The sequence below is a fragment of the Sporosalibacterium faouarense genome (assembly GCF_016765695.1).
GTDB classification, from domain to species: Bacteria; Bacillota; Clostridia; order Tissierellales; family VENL01; genus Sporosalibacterium; species Sporosalibacterium faouarense.
The window spans coordinates 50,936-76,811 of the sequence record NZ_JAETGO010000034.1 but is presented as its reverse complement, the minus strand read 5'-3'; the positions used below and the strand labels follow the sequence as shown (position 1 = coordinate 76,811).

The window sequence follows — 25,876 nt, the reverse complement described above, 5'->3', positions numbered from 1 at the left end:
AGCTCCTTAATTTAAATCTTAACAACTATTTTTTTATTATAAGACCCTAGCTTCTCCTTTATAAATTAATCCTCTAGTACTATCTACAGTAACTATTTCTGAGTGGGTTAATTCTTTAACGGCGTCATGAGCGCCTACGATAACTGGTTTACCAAGACTTAAGCCTACTATTGCAGCATGGGAAGTAAGTCCGCCTTGCTCTGTAACAATTGCAGAAGCTCTTTCCATAAAAGGCACCATATCTTTATTAGTGTCAATAGCTACGATTATATCCCCATCTTTAAATTTTTCTTTTAACTCATTTTCATCTTTTGCTATGCACACTCTACCTATGGCAGACCTATCACCAATTCCAGTCCCTTTCATAAGTATTTCTCCAACTACATGAACTTTGATAAGGTTGGTACTACCTGATACTCCAACTGGAACACCTGCTGTAATAACTACTAAATCTCCTTCCTGAATTAAACCTTCCTTTAATGCATCTTCTACTGAAATATCTATAATTTCATCTGTTGATGAAGTTTCCTTAGATAATATTGGATATACTCCCCACACAAGTGCTAGCTTTCTCATTACTTTATCTGAAGGAGTAGGTGCGATTATAGGACATTCAGGTCTAAACTTAGATACAGCATTTGCAGTATACCCTGATGAAGTAGCTGTAATTATAGCTGAAGCCTCTAAGCTTTGTGCTGTTGTACAAGTAGCATGACTTATTGCATTAGTAATTGTGATATCCTTACCCAATATTTTAGCTCTCTGAGCTCTCTTATAGTCAAGAGAATCTTCTATACGTTTTGCAATACTTGACATAGTCTCAACAGCTTCTTCTGGATATCTACCTGCAGCTGTTTCTCCTGATAACATTATTGCATCGGTTCCATCAATAATAGCATTGGCAACATCAGTTACTTCAGCTCTAGTTGGTCTAGGATTTCTTATCATAGAATCTAACATTTGAGTTGCTGTTATAACTGGCTTTCCTACCAAATTACATAATTTAATAATGCTTTTTTGAACTAAAGGTACATCTTCAGGTGGGATTTCAACTCCTAAGTCTCCTCTGGCAACCATGATTCCATCGGATACCTCTATTATTTCTCTTATATTGTCTACACCCTCTTGATTTTCTATTTTAGAGATTATTTGAACATGTTCAGCATCATTTTCCTCTAAAATTTTCCTGATTTCTATAACATCTTCTGGCTTTCTAATAAAGGAAGCAGCAATAAAATCAATGTCATTTTCTATTCCGAACTTGATATCACTAATATCTTTTTCAGTTATAGCAGGTAAGTTTATTTTAACTCCTGGTACATTCACACCTTTATGATTTTTAACTGGTCCTGGATTTTGCACAATACATTTAATATCTGTTTCATTAATTACCTCTGCTACCTCTAGCTCTATTAGTCCATCATCAATCAAAATAATATTACCTTTTTCAATATCATTTGGTAATCCCTTATATGTAATATTACAAATCTCTTGATTTCCTGAAATATCTCTAGTTGTAATTATGAATTCTTGACCTTCTTCAAGATGTATTTCGCCATTTTCAAAATCACCTGTTCTAATTTCAGGTCCCTTTGTATCAAGCATAATTGCTATAGGTCTATTTAAATCCTTTCTAATTTTCTTAACTAAATCAATTCTCACTTTATGCTCAGGATGATTCCCATGGGAAAAATTCATCCTAGCAACATTTAATCCATTATTAATTAATTGCTTTAAAACATCTTCACTCTCCGATGCAGGTCCTAAAGTACATACAATTTTCGTTTTTCTCATATTAATTTTCACCTCTAAATTGAAAGTATTTTTGTTAAGTTATACATATTTTTATCAAATTTATTTTCTATTTTAAGAGCCTCATCAATGGGTAAGTTTATTATCTCATTACCTTTGACACCAACTACTCTGCCAGTCTCTTCACTAGTTAAAAGCTCTACTGCCTTTGCTCCCATTTTACTTGCCAAAATTCTATCGAAGGCCGATGGACTCCCACCCCTCTGAATATGCCCTAAAATAGTAACTCTTGTCGTTATACCAGTCTTTTCCTCTATTTCTTCGCTAAGCTCATATGGATTCACTATATGCTCAGCTAATATTATTATACTATGTAATTTGCCCCTATTTCTTCCTTTAATAAGTTTTTTACAGACTGCATCAGCACTAAATTCCTCTTCTGGGACAATAACACTCTCTGCTCCTCCTGCTAATCCAGCATATAGAGCTATATCACCACAATGTCTTCCCATAACTTCTATAATATTAGCTCTACCGTGAGATGTAGTTGTATCTCTTATTTTGCTTATAGCATCAATTACTGTATTTATTGCCGTATCAAAGCCTATAGTATAATCAGTATATCCTAAGTCATTATCTATAGTACCAGGTACTCCAATTGTTTTAATTCCTTCCTTACTTAAAGCATTTGCTCCTCTAAAGGAACCGTCACCACCTATAACTACTAATCCGTCAATTCCAAAGACCTTTAAAACATTTAATGCCTTTCCTCTGCCTTCATCAGTTTTAAACTCTTCACTTCTAGCAGTTCTAAGGGTAGTACCACCTCTATGAATTATATCTGCTACAGAGGATAAATTCATCTCTTCTATGTTTCCCTCTATTAATCCTTTATATCCTTGCTTAATACCCATAACCTTTAATCCATGGAAAATACCAGACCTTACAACTGCTCTAACAGCTGCATTCATTCCTGGTGCATCTCCCCCACTTGTTAAAACTCCTATTGTTTTCATGAAAAACCTCCTCATAAATGAATTATGCCATGCAGGTCACCATTCGACCCACCACCAAAAAAATTTAATATAGGGTATTTTAAAATACTTAATACCCTATGTCAATTAATACAGAATGGGCATCGCTAGCTTCAAATTCAGGTACTAATATCTCATATATAGTATTATCTCCTTCTTTTGAAAACAACTGCACCTTAACTAAAAAGCCTTCTTGAGTAAGCTTATCTTTAATGTCATTTGCAGCCTCAATTCCTTCAATCATATGAATTGCTGTCCACATTCTTAAACCCCCAAAGTAAATATATATTAAAAGATTCTGCACCAGTCTATTAAAACAATTATATCATATCCAAAAAATATAGAGAACTCTGAAACTAAATCAACAGACTTTAACATTATTATTGCCTAGAATTCCCTTCAATTCAGATAATAAATTTTTACTATTGATATTGACCCAATAGTTCCTTTCTGCCATTATTGTCTGTTTCTTCTTCTCTAGATATACATAAACAGGTACATTACCACTATGATTAGCTAGGATACTCTTTACATCTTCTAACACTGACATTGATTGAACTGTATCTATCTTAACATATAATTTTTCTTTATTGATTGAAGTAAGGGGCTTGATGCTTTCACATATTACCTTTGGCTCTTCTTCTTCATTCATATTAATTCTACCTTTGACCACAACTATGCTATCTTCAGCAATATACTTTGTGTATTTGTCATATGTCCTGGGAAATACAATTAGTTCAACCGTTCCATATAAATCTTCTAGTGTAGCAAATGCCATCATATTATTATTCTTAGTTATTTTATTTTTCTTACTAATAATAATGCCACCAATGGTGATTATACTGCCATCCTTGATATTGCTAGTTGAACTGACTTCCTCTGCATTCTCTCCTAATTCAATGAGTTCATTAGTATTAATAGTTGAGATTTTCTTTAATTCTTCTTCATGACTTGATAAAGGATGTCCACTGATGTATACTCCCGTCATCTCTTTCTCCATTGAAAGCTTGACCTTCTCCGGAAATTCTTTTATATCTGGCAATTGAACATCTCCTAAATTACCATTATTTTCAGATGATAATTTATCAAATAGTGAAAATTGTCCTTGGATATTCCTCTTTCTATCTTGATGAACCCCTTCTAATATCCTTTCATATACCGCTAATAGCTGAGCCCTATATACTCCTAAAGAATCAAAGGCACCAGACTTTATAAGACTCTCTACAGCACGTTTGTTTATAGCTTGTGTATCTACTCTCTGGCAAAAATCCATAAAGCTTTTAAATCTGCCCTTTGCTTCCCTTGCCTTTACAATAGCTTTTATGGCAGGCCTTCCCACATTTTTAACTGCAGCTAAACCAAACCTTATATTCCCTTCATAAACTGTAAACTTAGAAAAGCTCTCGTTTACATCTGGCGGTAATACTTCTATACCTAATCTTCTACATTCTTGTATATATAAAGATACTGAGTTAGTATTATTGATAACACTAGTCATAAGAGCTGCCATGAATTCAACAGGATAGTACTGCTTTAGATATGCTGTTTGATAAGCTATAACTGCATAGGCTGCAGAATGAGATTTATTAAAGGCATACTTGCCAAACTCTATCATGTCATCATATACTTTATTAGCAATTTTTTCATTTACACCATTGCGTATAGCACCTGCTATTTCAATGTTTCCATCATCATCCTTTTTGCCATAAATGAAGTTCTTTCTTTCTTCCTCCATTACATCCATTTTCTTTTTACCCATTGCCCTTCTAACTAAGTCAGAACGACCCATAGAATATCCACCGATATCTCTTACAATTTGCATAACCTGTTCTTGATAAACCATGCAACCATAAGTAACATCTAGTATTGGCTCTAATTTAGGATGTAAATATTCAACTTTCTCAGGATTATTTTTATTTTGAATATATCTAGGTATTTGATTCATAGGACCTGGTCTAAACAAAGAGTTTGCAGCCACAATATCCTCAAATCCTGTTGGCTTTAGTTCCTTAAGGAATTGTCTCATACCAGTGCTTTCAAATTGGAATATACCTAGTGTATCACCTTTACTAAACATTTCATATACCTTTGAATCATCATGATTTGAATCCGAAAAATCAATCTCTCTATTATGATTTTCTTTAATCAACTCAATTGCATCCCTAATAACAGTTAAGGTTCTCAACCCTAAAAAGTCCATTTTTAATAGTCCTAATTCCTCTAATTGAGTCATTGTAAATTGAGTTGTTATAGCATCATTATTTCGTGATAAAGGTACATATTCAGTAATCGGTAGCTTAGAAATCACAACACCAGCTGCATGGGTAGAAGTGTGTCTAGAAAGTCCTTCTACGGCTCTAGCTAAGTCCAATAACTCTTTTATTCTTTCATCATCTTCATACAGCTCTAAAAGCTTTTTATTAACCTCTAAAGCCTTATCTATAGTCATACCTAATTCCATAGGTATTTGCTTACATATAATATCGACTTCTCCATAGCTCATATTTAGTGCTCTTCCTATATCTCTAATAGCACCCCTTGCTGCCATTGTACCAAAAGTAGCAATTTGAGCTACCTTATCCTTACCATATTTTCTAACTACATATTCAATAACTTCCTCTCTTCTCTCATAGCAAAAGTCAATATCTATATCGGGCATTGTAACTCTCTCAGGATTTAAAAATCTCTCAAAGATTAATCCATATTTTATTGGATCTATATCAATTATCTCTAAAGTATAGGATACAACACTACCTGCTGCCGATCCTCTTCCAGGCCCTACCATGATTCCATTATCTTTAGCATATTTGATAAAATCCCATACTATTAAGAAATAATCCACATATCCCATGCTTTCGATAACATTTAATTCAAACTCTAACCTTTCCCTAATTTCATCAGTTATATTTTTATACCTTTCTTTTAATCCATCATAACAAAGCTTCCTTAAGTATTCAGAATTCGTAAACCCTTCAGGGACCTTATACTCTGGAAGATGTAAGGTATCAAAATCCAATTTAACATTACATCTCTCGGCTATTTTCACTGTATTTTCCATTGCTTCAGGCACATCTGGAAATAGACTTTGCATTTCTTCTGGTGACTTTAAATAAAACTCAGGTGATGGAAACTTCATTCTATTTTCTTCATCAACAGTTGTTCCAGTTTGCACACATAACAATACATCATGAACTTTTGAATCTTCCTTGTTTGTATAATGAATATCGTTAGTAGCTATCAAAGGAATATTACATTCTTTACTTAATTTAATTAGTTGCCTATTAACTTCTTTTTGTTCATCTATTCCATGATCTTGTAATTCTAAATAATAATTATCTTCTCCAAAAATGGATTTATATAATAGGGCAGTCTCTTTGGCTTTTTCATAGTTATTATTAAGTAGGTAACTCTGAACTTCCCCACCTAAACAAGCACTTAAAACTATGATTCCCTCACTATATTTTTTCAAAACTGAATGATCTACTCTTGGCTTATAATAAAAGCCATTTACATATCCTTCTGAAACTATCTTCATTAAATTTTTATACCCTGTATTATTCTCAGCTAACAGAACAAGATGATATTGATTTTTATCTCTACCTGGATTTTTTTCAGTATATTTTCCTTTTGACACATAAACTTCACAGCCTAATATTGGCTTTACACCTTTTTTAACTGCCGTTTTGTAAAAATCAACTACGCCAAACATCGATCCATGATCAGTAATAGCTATACTCTCCATTCCTAGCTCCTTAACCCGATCTATGAGCTTATCTACCCTAGATGCGCCATCTAAAAGACTATATTCAGTATGAACATGTAGGTGAGTAAATTTCATAATTTTCATCCTCTCAAATTATACAATAAAAAGGTGTAATCAACATATTTCTCCTATATAATAAAAAAGTAGCTTCTACACTACTTACATTATATCAGAAAGTTTTTTAAACATCATCTCTATATATTAATCCATAAAAATACAAATAAAGAATAGGCTGAAAACCTATTCCTGAGGTAGTTTAACTTCTAATAGCTCAATTAAAGCATCCATTGCTTCCTTTTCATCATCACCTTTAATGGTAATCTCTACTTCATCCCCCTTTGAAGCCCCTAAAGCCATAATTCCCATTATGCTTTTAGCATTTACCCTTTTATCATCCATCTTAATAAAAATATCACTTAAAAATCTGCTGGCAGTTTGTACAAATAATGCTGCGGCTCTAGCATGTAAACCCACTTTACTTTTAATAACAATATTTTTGGCTTGCATTAGCTTTCTCCCTTCTCTTTTTTTAGTCTCTCAGCAATCTTTTCAATCTTTCTAAGCCTATGATTGACTCCAGACTTACCGACAGGAGGATTTAACATTTGCCCAAGCTCTTTTAAGCTTGCCTCTCTATGCTCTAACCTCAATCTAGCAATTTCTACTAAATTCTCTGGCAAATAATCTAATCCTTTTAATTGGTCAATATATTCAATATTATTTGTTTGTCTAATTGCTGCATTTATAGTTTTACTTAAATTAGCTGTCTCACAATTTACAATCCTATTGATGTTATTTCTTACCTCTTTAAGTATTCTTATATCCTCTAGTTTAAGAAGTGCTGAATGAGCCCCTATGATATTTAATAGGTCAACTATTTGCTCTCCTTCCTTAAGATATATAACAAAGCTTTCCTCCTTACGCTGTATTAATTTTGAATTTAATCCAAAGGAGTTAATTAACTTTGATAGTCCGATTCCATGCTCTTCACTATGGGTTACAAACTCAAGATGATAAGTCTTTTCAGGATCACTTATTGAACCTCCGCCTAAAAAGGCTCCTCTAATATATGCTCTTTTGCAACATCTATCCTTTAATATACTTTTAGGTATTTTATAACTAATCTTATACAAATTATTATTATCTTTAGCTAGTACCCCAGTATCCTCTAGTATTCTTCTTGTATTATACCTATGGTTTACAATTATCAAATAGTTATTATTTTTCTTTAATTGTCTATTTCTCCTTACCATTACTTCTGTATGAACATTATATATTTTTTTTAAAAGAGTAAAAATCCTTCTTGCAATCGCTGCGTTTTCAGTGGTAAATTTTATATTTATTCTTTCTAAACCACCAATTTGTATTGTACCACTCATTCTAATCAATGCTGCAAGCTCAGCTATCAAGCAACATCTATTTTGAACATCTATCCTTGATAAGTCGTTTTTAGTTTTAGATGAAAAAGACATTTACATCTACTCCCTACTTAATACTATAATCAGGTATTATTACATTTCTTGAATTGCTTTTCTAATTATACTTCTTTCATCTTCATATTTAGCTAGCTTTGCTGCTCTATTAACATGAACAAATCTAGCATCAATAAATCCTTCTTTTCTTTGGGGTGTGCATTCCATACTCCGAGTAACCATTAAAAACCAGTGTACAGTTTTATTAACAACTTGGCTTTCTTCTCTATTATTTCTGAAGCTGTAATGTATTTTCCCAAGATACTTAATGATTTTACCCTTTACTCCTCCCTCTTCAAATACCTCTCTTAAAGCAGCTTCTTTAAAGTTTTCATCCTCTTCAATCTTACCTTTAGGTAATACCCAGTCACCATTGTACTTTTTTAGAAGTAATATTGCATTTCCAAAAACCACAACCCCTCCTGCACTTACTTCTTCTTTCATACTGCCACGCTCCTATATTCAGAATACATAAATACTATGAATTTTTATACAATTAAATTATCATATCTGCTAAAATCTTTCAACTATTATCTTTAGTTTAATGATACTCAATAGTAGGTTTACTTGTTAATATTTATAGTCTTATACTAAATATATTTATCAATTCATTTTTCTATAGACTTATTATATCATAGATGTTTTTTATTGGAATAATTAATCTTTTTGTTATAAAATAAATTTAGGTGTATGATTAAATAATTGACTAATAATTTGCTCTATTACATAATTAAACATATTTATATAATCATATTCCTAAAATATAAATTGAATTTCAAAGGATGGAGGAATTTAAATGAAAATTGATATGAATTATGTTACAGACAAACTTGTTGAGATTTTAGAAACACCAAGTCCATCGGGAAATACAAAAGAAGTAATTAATCTTATTAAAAAAGAGCTTGACGAATTAGGAGTAGAAAACTACATAACTAATAAAGGTGCTTTAGTAGGTACAATTAAAGGCGATAACGATGATAAACATAGAACTTTATCAGCCCATGTTGATACTTTAGGTGCTATGGTAAAAGAAGTCAAGAGTAATGGAAAACTTAAGCTTACTCAATTAGGTGGTTACATGTGGAATTCGATTGAAGGTGAACATTGTACTATAGAAACATATGATGGTAAAAAATACACTGGTACAGTTTTAATCACTAAGGCCTCAACTCATGTACATGGTGGAGAAGCTAAAAATCTCGAAAGAAAACAAAGTACAATGGAAGTTAGACTAGATGAAAAGGTAGAAGATAAAGAGGATGTACAGAAACTAGGTATAGAAGTTGGTGATTTTGTTTACTTTGATCCTAGAACTACAGTTACAGAAAGCGGATTTGTGAAATCAAGACATCTGGATGATAAAGCTGGTGTAGCTGCTATATTAGGTATGGCTAAATACATCAAAGATAATAATATTACTCCTACTCATACTACAAACTTCTTTATTAGTAATTATGAAGAAGTAGGTCATGGAGCATCGGCTTCAATCCCTGAAAAGACCTTTGAATTTGTAGCAATTGATATGTCAGCCCCTGGTGAAGGTCAAACATCTGATGAATTTAGTGTTACAATTTGTGCCAAAGATTCTAGTGGACCTTATGATTTTGAACTAAGAAAGAAATTAGTCAAGATTGCAAGGGAAAATGATATTAATTATAAAATTGATATCTATCCTTTTTATGGTTCAGATGCCAGCGCTGCTATGAGAGCTGGTTGGGAATTTAAACATGGTCTTATCGGACCTGGTGTAGATGCATCCCACTCCCATGAAAGAACTCATAAAGAAGCAATTGAAAATACTATCAAGCTTGGAATGAAGTATATAATTGATTAATCTAATATAAGATTTAAATAATATCTTTATTTGCTATAATAAAAAACCACATCCTAAACAGGATGTGATTTTTTATTACAAATATATCACTCTTATTGATTAATATATTTAGTAATATATCTTTCTGTAATCTTTTCTGCTAAAAAAATTCATTATATAAATTTCAAAGATCCTATTTCAATTTCTTTCTTTTAGAACCATATTTTTAATTCTTTTACTTAATTAAGATGTTTATTTATATATAAAGAAATAAAAAATAATACTGAAGGAAGGTGAAATTATGCCTATTAATGAAAAGTTCGTAATAACTCTACAGGGAAAATCCTATGTTACTTATGAAGGACTTTTAGACTTAGCTCATCAGAATCAATTAAAGTCAATTGAGGTTGATTTAGTTCAATATCCTAGTAAAGATAATAATATGACTGCTATTTGCAGAGCAACCGCAATAACAAATAGCAATAAATTTGTCGACTATGGCGATGCTAGTCCTATGTCTGTGAACTCTAAAATAGCCCCTCATATCATTAGAATGGCGTCTACAAGGGCTAAGGCTAGAGCTCTAAGAGATTTAACAAATATAGGCATGACAGCAATCGAAGAATTAAATACAGAGGACATATCTGAACCTAATGAAACTGTACATCAGGAATACACTTCAACTAACGTTGGACTATATAACGATGAACCTCCCACTCAAAGACAGGTTGATACACTAAAAAAATTATCTAGTACTTTAGATGTAGAGGTTGATTACCGTAATTTAACTAAACGTAGTGCTGGAAGCTTAATATCACGTATGCTAGATGAAAAATATAATAGACATTAAAATATAAATGAGGTGTAACTATGAATAGTGGAGAAAATAATCTTAAAACCCTTAATACTCTTTTACAAGGAGAACAAATGGGTGTAGACTCCTTTAATTTATTAATAAGTAAAGTAAAGGATACAAGGCTTAGAAATACTTTTCAAAAGATGCAAAAGGACCATAGAGATCATTCAGCTCAATTATCAAAACGGATTCAAGATTTAGGTGGTACTCCCCATGAAAAATTAGGATTAAAAGGTGTTATGGCAGATACTATGCTTAATTTTGACCTTAAAATGGATGACACTGATAAACATATACTTGATAAGGCATATAAAGGAGTCTCAAAGGGTGTTTCTATGTCAGAAGAGATAGCTAGAGGAGATTTAGATTCTGAGTCCATGAATCTAGTTAAGGATATATTGTCAAAGGATAAAAGCCATATAGAAATAATGGAAAGCCTAAAAAGTGAATTTAGTAGTGAAGAGTTATCTTAAATTCTAAAACCCCTTTAAATAGCTAATAATTATTTTAATATTAGCTATTTAAAGGGGTTTATTTTTTATACTCTAATTTAATTTTCTTTATAAAATTCTTTTTCTTGCTTAAGACTAAAGAATCATTGTGACATTAAAAATGTCACAATGATTCTTTATAATTTTTTTAATTATCTCTACAATCTAATACTATTCTTTACTCAACTGGCTTTAACTTAGCTATAAAGTGTCTTAATACCTCTGGCTCATAAGTAAAGTCATATCCTTTTAATTGATCTTTTCTCTTGTTAATATTTTTAAATGCCTCTACTATAACGTCCATGTGATTATTAGTGTACATTCTTCTTGGTATAGTAAGTCTTAAAAGCTCTAGAGGCGATTCTAGTTGCTCTTTAGTGTCCGGATCTCTTCCTAATAGGAATGACCCTATTTCAACAGCCCTAATGCCTGCTTCTTTATATAATTCTACACACAATGCTTGCGCAGGGAATTGATGATATGGGATATGAGGAAGCATCTTCTTAGCATCAACAAATACAGCATGACCTCCAACAGGCTTTTGAATAGGAATGCCTGCTTCGTCTAGCTTTCTGCCTAAGTATTCAACTTGACCAATTCTTGATTGAAGATAGTCTTCTTCTACAACTTCTCTTAATCCTCTTGCTAAAGCTTCCATATCTCTACCTGAAAGTCCACCATAAGTAGGAAATCCTTCTATAGGTATAACCATTTTTCTAACGCCTTCATACAAATCTTCATCATTATTAATGGCAATCATACCACCCATATTTACTAAACCATCTTTTTTAGCACTCATGGTTAATCCTTCCCCATATGAAAACATTTCTCTAACTATTTCTTTTACAGTTTTATTTTCATATCCTTTTTCTCTTTGCTTAATAAAGTGTGCATTTTCAGCAAATCTAGCTGCATCAAAGAATACCCTTAAACCATACTTGTCTGCAACTTCTTTAACAGCCTTAATATTTTCCATAGAAACAGGCTGTCCTCCGGCACTATTACAAGTTATAGTTATAAGTATAAAAGCACACTTCTCTACACCTTTTTCTTCAATAAAACTAACAAGCTTATCAATGTCAAAGTTACCTTTGAATGGATGTTCTTTTTGTGTATCGTAAGCATCTTCGATAACTAAGTTTATTGCTCTTCCACCCTTCAACTCAATATGTGCTTTGGTAGTGTCAAAGTGCATATTACCTAGTACATATTGTCCTTCTTTAATAAGCAACGGGAATAAAACGTTTTCCGCACCTCTACCTTGATGAGTCGGTACAAAATAATCATACCCAATAATATCTTTAATACTATCCATTAAATTATAGTAGTTTTTACTACCGGCATAGGACTCATCACCTAGCATCAAGCCAGCCCATTGATTATCACTCATAGCTCCAGTACCACTATCAGTTAATAGGTCAATAAATATATCTTCACTCTTTAATCCAAATTGATTGTATCCAACCTCTTGGATTTTTCTTTCTCTTTCCTCTTTAGAAATTAATTTAATTCTCTCAACCATTTTTATTCTATATGGTTCTGCCATTTTATCATACATAATTTCCCCTCCTTATATTTTGAATTATAGTTAGAATCACACAATTTTAAATTTTCAAACAATAATAAAACTTCTATTTTAATTTATAAATCCCTTCATTTTTTAATAGTTTTCTTTAACACTTTTGTAACAACTAAAACATCATGATTAGTATTCCATACATTAATATATCCTTATTCTATTTTCTATCATAAATCCCTAGACATTCTATAGTGAACTATTTATCTAAATCAGTAGAACAATATAAAGAGACTTCTTTTAAAGCCCCTTTTCGTATCACCATCTTTTTTTATTTACTAAATCAATTATTATTTCACTTACCTTAGGTGCATCATGTCTAATATAATTCTTTTTTATATCTATCAGCTTATCTTTTACAACCTTAATATCCTTCTTCATTAATTCTTTTTCTTGTTCTTCAGTCATTATTATTGGCTTTGCTCCATCTTTAGCATATATATTTAATGTACTTTTAGGAATAGGCTCTATATTGGTAATAACGTAATCTATAATATTTCTTTTACTATGCCTTAATATGGCCTCTACATGTTGAAGTACATCATACCCATCAGTCTCCCCAGGCTGGGTCATAACGTTTGGTATATAAACCTTAATCGCCTTAGATCTCCAAATTTTATATGTAATATCTCTAACTAGAAGATTTGGAATCACGCTAGTATAAAGACTTCCAGGTCCTAAAACAATACAATCTGCCTCATTAATAGCCGTTAATGCTTCATTTAGAGGTCTGCTATTTCTTGGTTTTATAAATACTTTATCTATTTCACTACCAAGCTTAATGTTTTCCTCTGGAATATTTGATTCTCCTTTAATTACAGTCCCATTTTTAAGTTTTGCATATAATTCAACATCCTCTAGAGTCATTGGTAAAACCCGTCCAGTAACTGCTAAAACATTACTCATTTCTTTTATAGCAATTTCAAAATTGTCATAAATACCATCCATTGCAGCAATAAATAGATTTCCAAAACTCTGTCCTTTAAGCTTTCCTTCTTTAAATCTATATTGAAGAAGTTTTTCCATAGTAGGTTCTGTATTAGCCAGTGCTAAAATACAACTTCTAATATCTCCAGGAGGTAGCATTCCCAGGTCTTCCCTTAGTATTCCTGAACCACCACCATCGTCTGCTACAGTTACTATGGCAGTTATATTAGTAGTATACTCTTTTAGACCTCTCAATAAAACAGATAGACCTGTTCCACCACCAATTACTACTATTTTAGGTCGTTTAGTTAATATCCTATCTTTATATAATAATTCATTAACTAAATCTCTATCAAGCTGTACATTTTTTTTATAATATCTCATAACTATTAATACGGAGGTTATCCCCCGTCTTAATGATATTATTATCAATAAAATTCCTATAACTACTAAAATAGGATCTATAACTAATATTCTTCTTATATCAGAAAATAAATTATTCAATACTGATGATAAACCAACCCCTAATACTAATATTCCTATAATCCCCAATAATACCCATCTCTTTATTTTCAGACCAGGTTTTAACCACTTTAAGATACTCATTATTTTACTCCTTTAAAGATTATTGACAATCCCTATGATCTATAATTACTCTCCTGTCATTCTTTTTCAAGTGCTCATACAAAACATTGGCAATAGTTACAGATCTGTGCTTTCCCCCCGTACACCCTATTCCTATTACCAGCTGAGTCTTTCCTTCTTTTATATAGAATGGAATTAAAAAATCTATCATATCTTTAAGCTTCTCAATAAATATATTACTTTCTTCCCATTTCATTACATAATCTTGTACATTCTTATCATTGCCAGTATGTTCCCTTAACTCACTAACATAATGAGGATTAGGTAAAAACCTAACATCAAATACTAAGTCTGCGTCTAATAATACTCCTTTTTTAAATCCAAAGGATATTACAGATATGGTAAGATTATCACTGTCTTTGCCTTCTAAGAAAATTTCCTTCATTTCTTCTTTTAACAAGGATAGGGTTAAATTTGTAGTATCTATAATGTGGTCTGCTTTTTTTCTAACCTCAATAAGCCTTCCTCGCTCCATTGCAATTCCATCGGTGATTCTTCCTTCTGGACTTAATGGATGAGGTCTTCTAAGTTCTTTATATCTTTTAATTAACACTTGATCAGAAGCATCTAAAAATAAAATTCTATACTTGAACCCATGGGATTTTAGTGCATCTAGACTCTTAAATAAATCATTAAAGAACTTACCCCCTCTAATATCAACCACCACACCTACCTTATCTATATTTCTCTTAGACTCATAGCACAATTCTGCAAAGTCTGGTAATAAAGCTGGAGGTAGGTTGTCCATACAATAATACCCAATATCCTCTAGTACTTTTATTGCTTGACTCTTTCCTGCTCCAGATAATCCTGTGATTATTACAAACTCCACTCTTTTCACTCCTTTAATCTTCTGCATTAAGTATCCTCTCTGCCTTTAGTCCGGCCTTAATGGCTCTAGTAATACCTTTTTCAACATTTCCAACATCTTCTGGTGTATGCGCATCACTACTAATGATAAAATTAACATCTTCCTCCATAGCAATTTTTATGTATTCTAAAGATAATTGACCATGACTGGAATTTATCTCAAGTGCAGTTCCTCTTTTAGCAGCTGCCTTTGCTAACTCTTTAGTATCAATGTCAACTTTTGCCCCAGGATGAGTTATCAAATCTATATCATATCTATTGATTGCATTAATTGTAGCCGTTGTGTTAAGTTTTCTAATTTTTTCATCTATATTCTTTGAAAATCTACTACAATAGTTAAGTATATATGCCCTATAACTATCTTTAAGGGTTCTAAACTTAGCTCCAAAATGAAATCCTACTAGTAACATGTCTATATACCCCATTATTTCATCATCAATATCTATCTCACCATCATAGCTTATTATATTACACTCCATACCCATAAGTATCTTTATCTCTTTATATTCCTTATTAAGAGCATCTATTTCAGTTCTAATTTTTGAAAGATTTCTTTTCTTTACACCATATGTTAAATGACCTACCCCATGGTCAGCAATTGCAATTTCCCTCAATCCCTTTTTAATAGCACTCTCTACATTGTCTCTTATAGTACCCTTTCCATGACTATATAATGTGTGAGTATGATAATCAGCAAAAACTTTCATAATAACCCTTCCTCTTTCTATTCTTCTCCTATTATTCTTACTTCCGGCTCAAGTTCAATATTATGCTTATCTTTAACAGTTTTCTGAATAAATCCTATCAGTTGAAGCACATCTTCAGCTGTTGCATTACCCAGATTTACCACAAATCCACAATGCTTTTCTGATACCTGAGCATCACCAAATCTTAAACCTCTCAGCCCTGATACATCAATCAACCTAGATGCATAATCACCTTCAGGCCTTTTAAATGTACTTCCAGCACTGGGCATATCAATAGGTTGCTTAGTATTTCTTTTATCTGTAAGCTCATCCATCTTAGCTTTTATTTCGTTATAGTCGCCAACTTTTAATTCAATTTCAGCTTCTACAACTATAAGATTCTCTTCTATAACTCTACTATGTCTATACCCAAAATGCATTTCTTCATTGGTGTATTCTAAAATATTTCCGTCTCTATCTACACATTTAACTGATTTAATTACGTCCTTCATTTCAGTTCCATATGCTCCTGCATTCATTGCCACAGCTCCACCTAAAGATCCAGGTATACCACTACATCCTTCAAATCCAGTTAGAGAATTCTTTAAAGCAGCTTTAGCTACCTTTGAAATTAAACTCCCAGCTTGTGCTTTAATTATATTTTTATTTACTTCTATATCACTAAAGTTCTTATCTATTTTTATGACTACTCCTCTAATACCCTTATCTCTAACCAATAGGTTAGTTCCATTTCCAATAACTTGATATCTTAGATTGTTGTCTGTACATATTTTGATGCTTTCAGATATCTCTTCAATAGTGCCTGGTAAAACAAGAATATCAGCTGGTCCTCCTATTTTAAAATAAGAATGATTTTTCATAGGTTCATCTAATTTAATTTCACCCACTTTTATTTTCTCTTTTATAAGCTTATAAATTTCTTCCTTTTTCAATATTATCAACTCCATAATTTTTTTATAATTTGAAGAATTTTCATATAAAAATTCATTATATATTTGCAATATTTACTTTATAATTTTGTTTGTATCTACAATTAAGTATATCTTTTTTTTATAATATTAACAACATTTTACCTTAACTATCTCCTTCATTGCCTCAATAGTTGTTCAATTTGATTTCTTGCTTCTTCTATAGCCTCTTGACTAGATTTTTGTCCAATTACTGCCATTCTAATCTGGCTTTGTAATATTCTATCTATATCCTTCCATTTTCTATGTCTTGGAACTACTTGAGTATATGCCAATGCATCTTCAAACTTTTTCATATTTATATTTTCTGAGTACATATTTTTAATATTATTTTTAGTCGGAAACATTCCTAAACTTTCCAATTCCCTCTGATATTTATCTTGAACTAAAAACTTAAGTAATTTAACACACATTTGACGTTTACCTTCATCCTCTTGTTTAAATATGCCATAGGAAGCTACATTACTATTTAATGATGTAGGTACTTTTTTATCTCCTATTGGATAATTAACAACTGCAAATTCGAATCCTTCCCCTTTTCTATATTGATTCTCTAAAACTCTAACAGCCCATGTTCCTGTTGGATAAACTGCAACAGTTTCATCCTTATAAAACATCTCCCAAGCTTTGTTTTCATCTATAGTACCAAAATTTTCAGGTGTTACTTTATATTCTTGATTGAGGGATACTAGTTTTTCTACTCCACTTATTGCCTTTTCTCCATAAAAACTATAGTTTCCATTCTCATCTATCAACTCTCCTCCATCACTTAATATTATTCCCCAAACATTATAATAATTAGGTTGAATAAATGAAGTTATACCGTAATGATCTATTACCTCGTCATTATCTGAATCATATGTTAACTTCTTCATCTTCTCAACAAACTCTTCATAGGTCCAATTTCCATCAGTAGGCGGTTCAACTCCATTCTGTCTAAATAACTCTAAGTTTATGAACATGGCATAGGTGGACATCATGGTGGGAATTCCCCAAATTTTATCATCATGGGATACTGCTTTTAAAGCTTGATATTTGAATTTCGATAATTCTTCTTTACTAAAGTATGGGTTTAAAGGTTCCAGTACCTCTTCTTCCATAAACACAAAATCATTACCTATAGGAGCTATATCTGGCAACCTCCCTGTCTTTAATCCTACTTCTAGTTTTATCGGCCCAGTACTCCAATCAATTGGCTCTAATTTTATATATACTCCTGGATTCTCTTTTTCGAATCTCTTTATTTTTTCTGTTATCCATCCATATCTGCTGCCAGTCTCCACATTTAGTCTTGGATAATCCCATATAGTTATTACTCCTCTCCATTGCTCCTTAGATTTATCATTCATGTCTTCCACATCAGCCTTATGTATAAAGATATTATAAACTGGCCATGCAATGATAAACATTATCAGAATCATTGATAATATGCTCTTTATTAGAAAACCTGTTTTCCTAAGCATTAAGACACCCCCCATAGATATAATTATTCTATAAGAAATATCTTTATGTTTAATTTGAGTATGAAAAAACACGGTCAATAACTTGACCGTGTTTTAAATCATATATTATTCAGCGTCAGCTAAACGCTTATAAGTCTTATATCTTGCTTGTGCATCCCCTTCTGCTTTCTTGAATAACGCAGCAGCAACTTCTGGGAATGTCTTCTCTAATGAAGTATATCTTACTTCACTTCTTAAGAAGTCTTGGAATGAAGCCGTTGGCTCTTTAGAATCTAGAACAAATGGATTCTTTCCTTCCTCTTCTAGAAGTGGATTATATCTCCATAAGTGCCAGTAACCAGCCTCAACAGCAGCTTTAGACTGTTCTTGAGCTTTACCCATACCACCTTTAATACCATGGTTGATACAAGGAGCATAAGCAATGATTATTGAAGGTCCGTCATAGCTTTCAGCTTCAACTAACGCCTTCATAAACTGGTTCTTATTAGCTCCCATAGATACTTGAGCAACATATACATATCCATAATTTGAAGCCATTAACCCTAAGTCTTTCTTTCTAACTTTCTTACCAGAAGCAGCAAACTTAGCAACAGCTGCAGTTGGAGTAGCTTTTGAAGACTGTCCACCAGTGTTGGAGTAAACTTCAGTATCAAATACTAGTACGTTTACATTTTCTCCTGATGCAAGTACATGGTCTAATCCACCGTAACCGATATCATAAGCCCATCCGTCTCCACCAACAATCCATACAGACTTCTTGATTAGATAGTCTTTCTTTTCAGCTATTTCTTTAAGGATTGCTTTAGCTCTTTCATCCTCTACATTGTTATTGTCTAATAATGGAAGTAGTTTTATTGCTGCAGCCTTAGAAGCACCTGCATCATTCTTACCACTTATCCATTCGTTACAAGCATTTTTAATTTCTTCAGGTACATCAAGTTTTACTAATTCAGTCATTATACTTTCAAGAGTACTTCTCATTTTCTTAACTGCTAATGCCATACCATATCCATATTCAGCATTATCTTCGAATAATGAGTTAGCCCAAGCAGGACCTTTACCTTCAGAGTTTTTGCAGTATGGAGTCGAAGGTGCTGATCCACCCCAGATTGAAGAACAACCTGTAGCGTTAGCAACGATCATTCTATCTCCAAATAATTGTGTAACTGTTTTTGCATATGGAGTCTCTCCACAGCCAGCACAAGCTCCTGAGAACTCAAGTAATGGTTGTGCAAACTGACTTCCTTTAACTGTATTTAATGACATTAAATCTTTCTTCTCAGACACTGTCATAGCATAATTCCAGTTATCAATTTGTGGATCAATTTGAGTTTCTAAAGGCTTCATAATTAATGATTTTTCTTTAGATGGACAAATAGCCGCACAGTTTCCACATCCAGTACAATCTAATGCACTTACTTGAATTCTATATTCTAACCCATCAAAGCCTTTACCTAATGCTTTCTTAGTTTCAAATGTCTCTGGTGCGTTTTCTTTTTCTTCTTCATTCACTAGGAATGGTCTTATTGCAGCGTGTGGACATACGAAAGAACACTGATTACATTGAATACAGCTATCTATTTTCCACTCTGGAACGTTAACAGCAATACCACGTTTTTCATAAGCGGCACTACCATTTTCAAATGTACCATCTTCTGCTCCTACAAATGTACTTACAGGAAGTGAATCTCCATCTTGTTTATTTATAGGTCTTAATATATCTTTAATGAATCCTGGCTCTTCTGTAGTTGCAGCAACTTGAGTTGCAGCTTCTTCACCACTCCAAGCAGAAGGAACTTCAACTTTTTCTAATGCCTTGATACCACGTTCAACAGCTTCATAGTTCATATTAACTATCTTTTCACCTTTCTTACCATAGGATTTAACTATAGCATCTTTTAGATATTTAATAGCATCATCAATATCTATAACTTCAGCTAATTTGAAGAATGCAGCTTGCATAACCATATTAGTTCTATTTCCTAGACCTATTTCAGACGCAATCTTAGTAGCGTTAATAGTATAGAAATTAATATTATGATCAGCTATGTACTTCTTCATTTCCGCTGGTAATTTTTCTTCTATTTCATCTTGTGACCAAAGGGTATTAAGTAGGAATGTTCCTCCATCCTTAAGTCCTTTTAATATTTCATATTGCTCTACATATGACTGCATAGAGCATGATACGAAATCAGACTCATCAATTAAGTAAGTAGACTTGATTGGCTTCTTACCAAATCTTAAGTGAGATACAGTAACTCCACCTGATTTCTTACTGTCATAAGAGAAGTATCCTTGAGCATACATATCAGTGTTATCACCAATAATCTTAATTGCATTCTTGTTAGCTCCTACCGTACCATCTGAACCAAGTCCCCAGAACTTACATCTTATAGTTCCCTCTGGAGCTGTATTTATTTCTTCTTTTATTTCAAGTGATGTATGAGTTACATCATCATTTATTCCTATTGTAAAGCCATTTTTAGGCTCGTCTTGCTTTAAGTTATCAAATACTGATTTAATTTGTGAAGGAGTTGTATCTTTAGATCCTAAACCATAACGTCCTCCAACAATAATAGGTTGCTTCTCTTCTTCATAGAATAAAGTACGAACGTCTTGATACAATGGTTCTCCAAGTGCCCCTGGCTCTTTAGTTCTATCTAGTATTGCTATTTTTTCAACTGTACTAGGTAATACATCGAAGAAATATTTAGCAGAAAATGGTCTGTATAAACGAACCTTAATTAATCCAACCTTTTCTCCTTTTGATAATAAATAATCAACCGTTTCTTCAGCAGTCTCAATAACTGATCCCATAGCTATTATTACACGTTCAGCGTCTTCTGCACCATAATAGTTAAATGGTTTGTACTCTCTACCAGTTATTTTGCTGATTTCTTTCATATAATCTGCAACCATATCTGGAACTGCATCGTAGAATTTATTTGATGATTCTCTCGCTTGGAAGAATATATCTGGATTCTGAGCAGTACCTCTTGTCACAGGATGTTCTGGATTTAAAGCTCTGTTTCTAAATTCATTGATTGCATCGTAATCTACTAATTTAGCAAATTCGTCATACTCAATTACTTCAACCTTTTGAATTTCATGAGATGTTCTAAATCCATCAAAGAAATGTAAGAATGGTACTCTTGACTTGATAGCACCTAAGTGTGCAACACCAGCAAGATCCATAACTTCTTGAACACTTCCAGATGAAATCATAGCAAATCCTGTTTGTCTAGTTGCCATAACATCTGAGTGATCTCCAAAAATTGATAGTGCATGAGTTGCAACAGCACGTGCACTTACATGGAAAACTCCTGGTAATAACTCACCAGCCATTTTATACATGTTTGGAATCATAAGTAATAAACCTTGTGAAGCTGTAAAAGTAGTAGTTAAAGCTCCACCTTGTAGTGAACCATGAACTGCACCTGAAGCCCCGCCTTCTGATTGTAGTTCAGTCACATCTACAGTTTGACCGAAAATATTCTTTTGTCCATGGGCCGCCCATTCATCTACGTGTTGTGCCATGTCAGATGAAGGTGTAATTGGATATATTGCAGCTACGTCTGTGAATGCGTAGGATACATAGGCAGCAGCAGTATTTCCATCCATGGTTTTCATAACTTTAGCCATTGGTTAACCCCCTTTTGGTATTATATATTATTTATTTGATAATATTTTAGCATACAGCATAACTTTAGTATAGTAAACTATACTTAGAAAGTCAATAAATAGGGGGGTAATTAATGTTACAAAAATTTATTATTTCATTAAGAAAGACCCTGTTTTATTAGGGTCTGATTATAAAAATATTTAAATGTCGATTTATGTTGAATTTAATCTTTATACAGTTGGAACATTTGTACTTTCCATAAACCTCGTCTTTCCCTTTTTAGTTAAGTATTCTTTTAATCTCTTAGTATCCAAGTTCATTATGAGATTTTCTGGCATACCAATTTTTGAAAGCATATCAGTTGCTACATCCAGCTTACCTACATCAAAAGAAATATGAGCATCACTTCCTAGCACGATTTTAACTCCATGATCTTTACATAGCTTTGCAATTTCATAGCAGTTATCCATGCTCCCAGCTCTGCTCCCTTTATGCTTTAGAGAACTATTGTTAATTTCAATAATAGTGTTTGTCTCCTTTGCTTTAAGTACTATTTGTTCTTTATCTATTGGATACATTGGATTACCAGAATGCCCTATTATATCAATATAATCATTCTCCATGGCTTTACATATTGCTTTTGTATTTTCCTCAATACTCCCTGGTGTAATACAAACATCATGCAATGAAGCAATAACTAAGTCCAATCTCTTTAAAATTCTCTCTGGTATATCTAATTCACCTTCGCAATTCATTATGTTTGCTTCTACACCTTTTAATATCTCTACACCATATATTTTTTCAGGTATTACTCGTTGATTAGCTATATGAAATATGTGGGGACCTCCAGGCATCTCTGGACCATGGTCAGTTATAGCTATCATTTGTAATCCTTTATTGTTTGCCTCTCTTGCATACTCTTGAACAGTACTATATGCATGTCCACTTGAAATAGTATGGCAATGTGTATCAATTAAACTTCTCAAATTATTACCTCCTAACTAACCTTATTTTTCCATTTCCATTAAGACCTTATTACTTAATTCTTGTGCTGCATTATATCCCATTTGCTTTTCTCTATTATTTCTAGCAGCTACTTCAATTATCATTGCTAAATTTCTGCCAGGCTTAACTGGAATCACATACTTTGGAATATCTACCTTAAGTATTTGAGCATATTGTTCATCCATACCAAGTCTATCATACTCTTTCTTTTCATCCCAGAACTCAAGCTCTATTACAAGGTCTATAGCTTCCCATGTTTTTACTGCTCCAACACCATATAACCTTTTAATATCAATAATTCCTATACCTCGTATTTCTAGGAAGTGCCTAATTAACTCTGGTGATGTGCCCTTAAGGATTCCGTCTTCGATTCTTTTTATCTCTACTGCATCATCAGCTACTAATCTGTGTCCTCTTTTAACTAGCTCTAATGCAGTCTCACTTTTACCAACGCCACTTTTACCTAATATTAATACACCCATACCAAATACTTCCACAAGAACTCCGTGCATTGTTGTTTTTGGAGCAAATACATCATCAAGATAATTAATTATCTTATTAATAAATTTAGTCGTTGCAATATCTGTTCTTAATATTGTTCTATTATATTTTTTTGCCATTTGTATAATTTCAGGGTACACTTCGAGTTCTCTTGTTATTACAACACCAGGTATAGGATATTTAAAGATCTCCTCAATTCTTCTCTCTTTTTCTTTGTCACCTAAAGTAGCTAAATAATTCCACTCTACCTTTCCAATTATTTGAAGCCTCTTATGTGGAAAATATTCAAAATATCCCGTTAACTGTATACCAGGTCTGTTTAAATCACTGGTAGTAATCTTTGTCTCTGGATTATCAGGCCTATAAATTATCTCTAAATCTAGTTCTTCTGCAAATTGATCAATTGTTATTCCATTCAAATTTTATCCCTTCTTTCCTCTAAAAAAATCATATACTGACTGGGCAGCACGTTTATTCATACCTTCTATCGAGGATAACTCCTCTACAGTAGCCTTTTTAATATTATCTATTGATCCAAGACTTTTTAATAAAGCTTTTTTTCTCGTATTACCAATACCTTTTATATCATCAAGTATAGATTTAAACATCTTTTTATCTCTAAGACTTCTATGATAATTAATAGCAAATCTATGGGCTTCATCCTGTATTCTTGTAACTAACTTAAAACTAGAGCTATTATTAGGTAATGCTATCTCTTGATTCTCATATATTATTCCCCTAGTTCTATGAAAGTCATCCTTCACTAGCCCGCAAACTGGTACATCTAAATTTAATTGGTCAAGGACCTTCTTAGCAATGTTTACTTGACCCTTACCACCATCAATCATAACTAAATCTGGAAATACTGAGAAACTTTCAATACCTATTTTACTTTCCTTAATAAGTTTCTTTTCCTCTATTCCTCTATTAAATCTTCTATAAACAACCTCTTCCATACTTCCATAGTCATTAGATCCTGTTATTGATTTTATTTTAAATCTTCTATAGTCACTTTTCTTTGGCAATCCTTTTTCAAAAACTACCATTGATGCTACAGATTCTACACCTTGAATATTGGAAATATCAAAAGCTTCTATTCTTTGAGGAATTTCATCTAAGTCTAAATACTTTGCCAATTCTCTAACTGCTTCAATGCTATTATTCATTTTACGTTTTATATTTTCACTATATTGTTCTAAGGTTTGTCTAGCATTTTTCTTAACCATATCAACTAACTTATTCTTTTCTCCTCTTTGAGGTATCTTTACAAAAACCTTAGATCCTCTTTTTTCACTTAGCCATCTAGATATTGCTTCTCTATCTTCAAAGTCATCTTCAACTAATATTTCCTTAGGTACGTAGGCTGATCCCAAGTAAAATTGCTTTGTAAAGGAACTAAGCACTTCTCCAATACTCTTATCATCTGTTCCTGTTAGCATAAAGTGTTCTCTCCCCATAATCTTTCCACTTCTAACAAAGAATATTTGGATGCAGACTTCATCAACTCCTCTAGCCATTCCAATTATATCTTGATCAATCATAGTTGTTGAAATTACTTTTTGCTTTTCTAGTACATGTTTTAATGAATTGATTTGATCTCTGTATTTGGCTGCATTTTCAAAATCTAAGTTCTTGGAAGCTTCCTTCATCTTATTTTGTATAATATCTATAAGCTTATCTTCTTTACCACTCAAGAACATCATTATCTCATTAATCATTTCCATATAGACTTCTTCATCTACATTCCCTTGACAAGGAGCCAAGCACTTATTTATATAATAATTTAAGCATGGCCTATGTTTTCCAATATCCTTATCCAAGTTAAGGTTACAATTTCTAATAGGATATAAATTCCCAATTATATCTAAAGTATTATTTACTGCAAAATTACTTATATATGGACCAAAATATTTAGCCTTATCCTTTCTTACTTTTCTCACTTTTAATACCCTAGGATATTTTTCGTTTGTCGTAACCTTGATATATGGATATTGCTTATCATCCCTAAGTAAAACATTATATTTAGGCTTATGCTTTTTTATAAGATTTGCCTCTAGAATTAAAGCTTCTACCTCTGTATCCGTAATTATATATTCAAATTCATTTATATTTTCAACCATTGCCACTACTTTGGCCCCTTTGTTCTTTGATGATTGAAAATACTGCCTCACTCTCTTCTTAAGAGATATTGCCTTCCCTACATATATTACTTGCCCTCTATCATCCTTCATTATATAAACACCAGGTTTATCTGGTAATTTTTTCAGTTCTTCTTTGATATTGAACATATATATCACCCTTCTAATCATTCTAGGTTATATTCTATTTATTGAAAAAGTAACTTCATCAATTTCCAATTTTATTATATAATACTTAATAATATCACAATTGATGGTTTTTTGAAATTTGTA

The 25,876-nt window shown here is 32.4% G+C and carries 20 protein-coding genes; 3 read left to right on the top strand and 17 right to left on the bottom strand.

The window, feature by feature from the left end; translation table 11 throughout:
* Positions 1-36: 36 nt before the first annotated feature.
* The 7 genes from pyk to JMO20_RS05090 form a co-directional block, all read right to left on the bottom strand.
* On the bottom strand, positions 37-1,794 hold the full coding sequence (pyk, locus tag JMO20_RS05120) for a pyruvate kinase (protein WP_202708461.1): 1,758 nt from the start codon (positions 1,792-1,794) through the stop codon (positions 37-39).
* 14 nt (positions 1,795-1,808) lie between these two features.
* A complete protein-coding gene (gene pfkA, locus JMO20_RS05115) occupies positions 1,809-2,768 on the bottom strand; it encodes a 6-phosphofructokinase (protein ID WP_202708460.1) in 960 nt (319 codons plus the stop codon).
* Positions 2,769-2,856: 88 nt separating this feature from the next.
* A complete protein-coding gene (locus JMO20_RS05110; RefSeq protein ID WP_202708459.1) occupies positions 2,857-3,048 on the bottom strand; it encodes a hypothetical protein in 192 nt (63 codons plus the stop codon).
* A 99-nt stretch (positions 3,049-3,147) separates the two neighbouring features.
* A complete protein-coding gene (locus JMO20_RS05105) occupies positions 3,148-6,624 on the bottom strand; it encodes a DNA polymerase III subunit alpha (protein ID WP_202708458.1) in 3,477 nt (1,158 codons plus the stop codon).
* A gap of 165 nt (positions 6,625-6,789) precedes the next feature.
* Positions 6,790-7,056: an HPr family phosphocarrier protein gene (locus JMO20_RS05100; protein WP_202708457.1), complete on the bottom strand. Its 267-nt coding sequence runs from the start codon at positions 7,054-7,056 to the stop codon at positions 6,790-6,792.
* Positions 7,056-8,021 carry a DNA-binding protein WhiA gene (whiA, locus tag JMO20_RS05095; RefSeq protein WP_202708456.1) on the bottom strand — a complete coding sequence of 322 codons (966 nt, stop codon included), beginning with the start codon at positions 8,019-8,021 and terminating at the stop codon, positions 7,056-7,058. The genes JMO20_RS05100 and whiA overlap by 1 nt, the downstream gene beginning before the upstream one ends.
* A gap of 39 nt (positions 8,022-8,060) precedes the next feature.
* Positions 8,061-8,465 carry an NUDIX hydrolase gene (locus tag JMO20_RS05090; protein ID WP_202708455.1) on the bottom strand — a complete coding sequence of 135 codons (405 nt, stop codon included), beginning with the start codon at positions 8,463-8,465 and terminating at the stop codon, positions 8,061-8,063.
* A 352-nt stretch (positions 8,466-8,817) separates the two neighbouring features.
* On the opposite strand from JMO20_RS05090, the gene JMO20_RS05085 reads away from it, so the two are divergent.
* The 3 genes from JMO20_RS05085 (at position 8,818) to JMO20_RS05075 (ending at position 11,163) form a co-directional block, all read left to right on the top strand.
* A complete protein-coding gene (locus JMO20_RS05085) occupies positions 8,818-9,855 on the top strand; it encodes a M42 family metallopeptidase (RefSeq protein WP_202708454.1) in 1,038 nt (345 codons plus the stop codon).
* 280 nt (positions 9,856-10,135) lie between these two features.
* On the top strand, positions 10,136-10,684 hold the full coding sequence (locus JMO20_RS05080) for a hypothetical protein (RefSeq protein WP_202708453.1): 549 nt from the start codon (positions 10,136-10,138) through the stop codon (positions 10,682-10,684).
* A gap of 20 nt (positions 10,685-10,704) precedes the next feature.
* Positions 10,705-11,163: a DUF2383 domain-containing protein gene (locus JMO20_RS05075; protein ID WP_202708452.1), complete on the top strand. Its 459-nt coding sequence runs from the start codon at positions 10,705-10,707 to the stop codon at positions 11,161-11,163.
* Between the two features lie 196 nt (positions 11,164-11,359).
* On the opposite strand, the gene JMO20_RS05070 is transcribed toward JMO20_RS05075, so the two are convergent.
* The 10 genes from JMO20_RS05070 to uvrC form a co-directional block, all read right to left on the bottom strand.
* Positions 11,360-12,739: a tryptophanase gene (locus JMO20_RS05070; protein ID WP_202708451.1), complete on the bottom strand. Its 1,380-nt coding sequence runs from the start codon at positions 12,737-12,739 to the stop codon at positions 11,360-11,362.
* A 276-nt stretch (positions 12,740-13,015) separates the two neighbouring features.
* The gene (locus JMO20_RS05065; RefSeq protein WP_202708450.1) at positions 13,016-14,290 is read right to left on the bottom strand and encodes a gluconeogenesis factor YvcK family protein; all 1,275 of its coding nucleotides are present in this window, start codon (positions 14,288-14,290) and stop codon (positions 13,016-13,018) included.
* A gap of 19 nt (positions 14,291-14,309) precedes the next feature.
* Complete coding sequence (gene rapZ, locus JMO20_RS05060) at positions 14,310-15,161, bottom strand: RNase adapter RapZ (protein WP_202708655.1); 852 nt, start codon at positions 15,159-15,161, stop codon at positions 14,310-14,312.
* 13 nt (positions 15,162-15,174) lie between these two features.
* A complete protein-coding gene (locus JMO20_RS05055) occupies positions 15,175-15,906 on the bottom strand; it encodes a PHP domain-containing protein (protein WP_202708449.1) in 732 nt (243 codons plus the stop codon).
* 17 nt (positions 15,907-15,923) lie between these two features.
* Positions 15,924-16,853, bottom strand: a complete 930-nt coding sequence (gene murB, locus JMO20_RS05050) for a UDP-N-acetylmuramate dehydrogenase (RefSeq protein ID WP_202708448.1) — start codon at positions 16,851-16,853, stop codon at positions 15,924-15,926.
* A 140-nt stretch (positions 16,854-16,993) separates the two neighbouring features.
* Entirely contained in the window at positions 16,994-18,337 is a 1,344-nt protein-coding gene (locus JMO20_RS05045) for an ABC transporter substrate-binding protein (RefSeq protein ID WP_207753439.1), read from the bottom strand.
* Positions 18,338-18,442: 105 nt separating this feature from the next.
* A complete protein-coding gene (gene nifJ, locus JMO20_RS05040; RefSeq protein WP_202708447.1) occupies positions 18,443-21,979 on the bottom strand; it encodes a pyruvate:ferredoxin (flavodoxin) oxidoreductase in 3,537 nt (1,178 codons plus the stop codon).
* A gap of 210 nt (positions 21,980-22,189) precedes the next feature.
* Positions 22,190-22,945, bottom strand: a complete 756-nt coding sequence (locus JMO20_RS05035) for a phosphatase (protein WP_202708446.1) — start codon at positions 22,943-22,945, stop codon at positions 22,190-22,192.
* Positions 22,946-22,966: 21 nt separating this feature from the next.
* On the bottom strand, positions 22,967-23,884 hold the full coding sequence (gene hprK / locus JMO20_RS05030; RefSeq protein ID WP_202708445.1) for an HPr(Ser) kinase/phosphatase: 918 nt from the start codon (positions 23,882-23,884) through the stop codon (positions 22,967-22,969).
* Between the two features lie 3 nt (positions 23,885-23,887).
* The gene (uvrC, locus tag JMO20_RS05025) at positions 23,888-25,753 is read right to left on the bottom strand and encodes an excinuclease ABC subunit UvrC (RefSeq protein ID WP_202708444.1); all 1,866 of its coding nucleotides are present in this window, start codon (positions 25,751-25,753) and stop codon (positions 23,888-23,890) included.
* Between the last annotated feature and the right edge of the window lie 123 nt (positions 25,754-25,876).